Source organism: Gracilibacillus orientalis (assembly GCF_900114645.1).
Lineage (GTDB): Bacteria > Bacillota > Bacilli > Bacillales > Amphibacillaceae > Gracilibacillus > Gracilibacillus orientalis.
Genome location: NZ_FOTR01000028.1, coordinates 1 through 2,899, shown reverse-complemented (window position 1 = coordinate 2,899; position 2,899 = coordinate 1). Strand labels below are relative to the sequence as shown.

3 protein-coding genes are annotated in these 2,899 nt (G+C 37.8%); all 3 read left to right on the top strand.

Features of this window, described 5'->3' with window-relative positions; translation table 11 throughout:
- Positions 1 to 443: 443 nt before the first annotated feature.
- The 3 genes from mreBH to BM121_RS21670 all read left to right on the top strand — a co-directional run bounded on the left by mreBH (position 444) and on the right by BM121_RS21670 (position 2,781).
- Positions 444 to 1,454: a rod-share determining protein MreBH gene (gene mreBH / locus BM121_RS21680; RefSeq protein WP_091486889.1), complete on the top strand. Its 1,011-nt coding sequence runs from the start codon at positions 444 to 446 to the stop codon at positions 1,452 to 1,454.
- Positions 1,455 to 1,490: 36 nt separating this feature from the next.
- Complete coding sequence (locus tag BM121_RS21675) at positions 1,491 to 1,727, top strand: DUF2164 domain-containing protein (RefSeq protein ID WP_091486887.1); 237 nt, start codon at positions 1,491 to 1,493, stop codon at positions 1,725 to 1,727.
- 169 nt (positions 1,728 to 1,896) lie between these two features.
- Positions 1,897 to 2,781, top strand: coding sequence for a DMT family transporter (locus tag BM121_RS21670; protein ID WP_091486884.1), 885 nt, complete (start codon positions 1,897 to 1,899; stop codon positions 2,779 to 2,781).
- Positions 2,782 to 2,899: the final 118 nt, after the last annotated feature.

Sequence of the window (2,899 nt, the reverse complement as noted above, 5' to 3'; positions counted from 1 at the left end):
CCCGCGGAAAGCGAAGCATTTTTCCGGAGCTGTGCCCAGCACTCTATACATTTCAAAACGCTGTTATACCAAGGATTTTATACTTTCTTTAATTATACAACAAAAAGCTTAGTGCGCCCGTCTAGCAAGTTGCAAATCGATGAAAAGTAAATTTTGTAAGTATAAAACATAAATAAAACGTATGTAATTGTGCACACCATCCATAAACTAAAAACGTAATGTTCAAGGATTTCCTTCTCATTCGAGGCCAAAACCGATGCTTCGGTACGAGGGTTTTTCTGACTGTTCTTTTCCCTCAGGGATGTATTTGACAGTTTGTATCTGGTTGCTGGGTTTTTCTTGTAATTAAATTGTTAAAATCCTCCACGCCATCTACGGTCATAATTCCGCAAGAAAAACAGAATAATTATAGAAAGAGCTTATACTTAATTGGAGGTAACATCATGTTTTCAAATACTGAAATTGGAATAGATCTAGGAACTGCTAATATCCTTATATATACAAAAAATAAAGGCATTATCTTGAATGAACCATCTGTCGTTGCCGTCGACACCAGAACGAGCCAAGTAGTCGCGGTCGGTAACGAGGCTAAAAATATGATTGGGAAGACACCGAGAAACATTGTCCCTATCCGTCCACTAAAAGATGGTGTCATCGCAGATTTTGATATGACGACACAGATGCTGAAAGCTTTCTTGAAAAATGTAAGCAAGAAAGCTGGTGTATCCACACGTAAACCAAGTGTTGTTGTTTGTACACCATCAGGCAGTACCGCTGTGGAACGTAGAGCAATTGATAATGCGGTCAAAAGTTTTGGTGCAAAAGAAGTGCATCTTATTGAAGAACCGGTTGCAGCAGCTATTGGTGCTGACTTACCAGTAGCAGAGCCACAAGCTAGTATGATTGTTGATATTGGTGGTGGTACGAGTGAAGTAGGTATTATATCATTCGGTGGCGTTGTTGCCAGCAGGTCGGTACGTGTTGGTGGTGACCATATGGATGAAGAGATTATTCAATATGTTAAACGACAACACAATGTACTGATCGGGGAAAGTACAGCTGAAAAAGTAAAAATAGAGGTCGGTTATGCATATACTGACCAGCCTGAAGAAGTAATGGATGTCAGAGGACGTGACCTCGTAACAGGGTTACCTAAAGTGGTTACCATTCATGCCTCTGAAGTGCACAATGCCTTTAAGGAAGTGTTAGAATCGATTTTACATGCAATTACTGAAACACTTGAAAGCTGCCCACCGGAATTAAGTGGTGATATTGTTGATCAAGGTATTACCATTACTGGCGGTGGCGCATTACTAAAAGGCATGCAGCAATGGTTATCCAATAAAATCAATGATGTGCCTGTACATCTAGCTGCTAATCCATTGGAATCTGTTGCAGTTGGTACAGGACGTTCCTTAAAAATGATTCAGAAATTACAAAAAGCTATTAAATAGTCTGATATAATGAGGAAAAACGAAAGGAGTTTTTCCATGCAGACACCTTTTTCCTTAGCTAAAGAGAAACAGGATGAAATGATTAATACTATCCAGAATTATTTTGCTACTGAACGACAAGAAGAGTTGGGCAATTTAGAGGCTGGATTTATACTCGATTTTATTATGGTAGAGATTGCCCCTACTTTTTATAATCAAGGCGTAAGAGATGCACATCAATTTTTGAGTGAGAAATTAGAGGATGTTTTTGAGATAGAGAAAATAGAGAAGTAAAACATATACTTACACATGACGCTGAGAAAAGTTACCCACTTTCCTCAGCTAATTTTAATTTATCACGGTGGGTTTTGGCTATTCATCGTGCACTTTTTTCGTTATATCAGGCATTCCCCTTTTTTCTTCTATATAAAAGTGTTATGATTCCCTTTGTTGGAGGTGGATCATGAAGGCTTATCTTCTTTTAATATTAGCAGCGATATTTTATGCAGGAAACTTAATTGTAGGGAAGCCTGTTGCACAGGAAATACCTCCGATTACACTGTCTTTCTTGCGCTATATTGTAGCTGTGTTAGTCATCATTCCATTTGGCTATAGAGAATGGAAAAATAATAAGGACTTATGGAAAAAGGAATGGAAAGCGATTCTCGCATTATCAGCTACCGGTCTTGTATTATTTAATATCTTCGTATATTTGGCATTAAATTATACTACTTCGATCAATGCAGGGATTGTTGAAGGAACTGCACCTATTTTCACATTAATTCTTACCTTTATAATATTTAACGAACGTTTTTCACGAAAGCAAATGCTTGGGGTATTTATCTCCTTATTCGGTGTCTTTTTTGTGATTACGAAAGGTTCATGGGAAATTATCACGAATTTGCAATTTAATAGTGGAGATTTAATAATGATTCTCGCCATGATTACGTGGGCATTTTATTCGATTTTCATTAAACAGCATACATGGAAATTCCCTACTTACGGGGCATTACTAGTAATGGCTGTTGTTTCTATTATTATTTTCATACCACTAATGACCATTGAAATGGGACAAATTGGATCGATCGACTGGTCATGGGAAGTTATTTCAGGCCTGTTATATTTAGGGATATTCCCTTCACTCATCGCATTACTTGCTTATAATAAAGGAATTGAAGCGATAGGTCCTTCAAGGGCATCTGTTTTTCTTAATCTCATTCCGGTCTTCACTATGATCGGTGCGGTTATATTTTTGGAGGAACAACTGACTTGGGTTCAAGTGATCGGATCCTTATTCGTTATTTTTGGTGTACTGATCACTAATCGGGTGAAGGTTAATAAACAATGAGGCTGGGACAGAAGTACTCGAACTATGACAAGACACGAACATCAAGTTGGATGTTCGTGTTTATTGTTCCTTGGAAAAGTATCATTCTTCCTTGGAAAAATGAATATTTCCAAGGAGC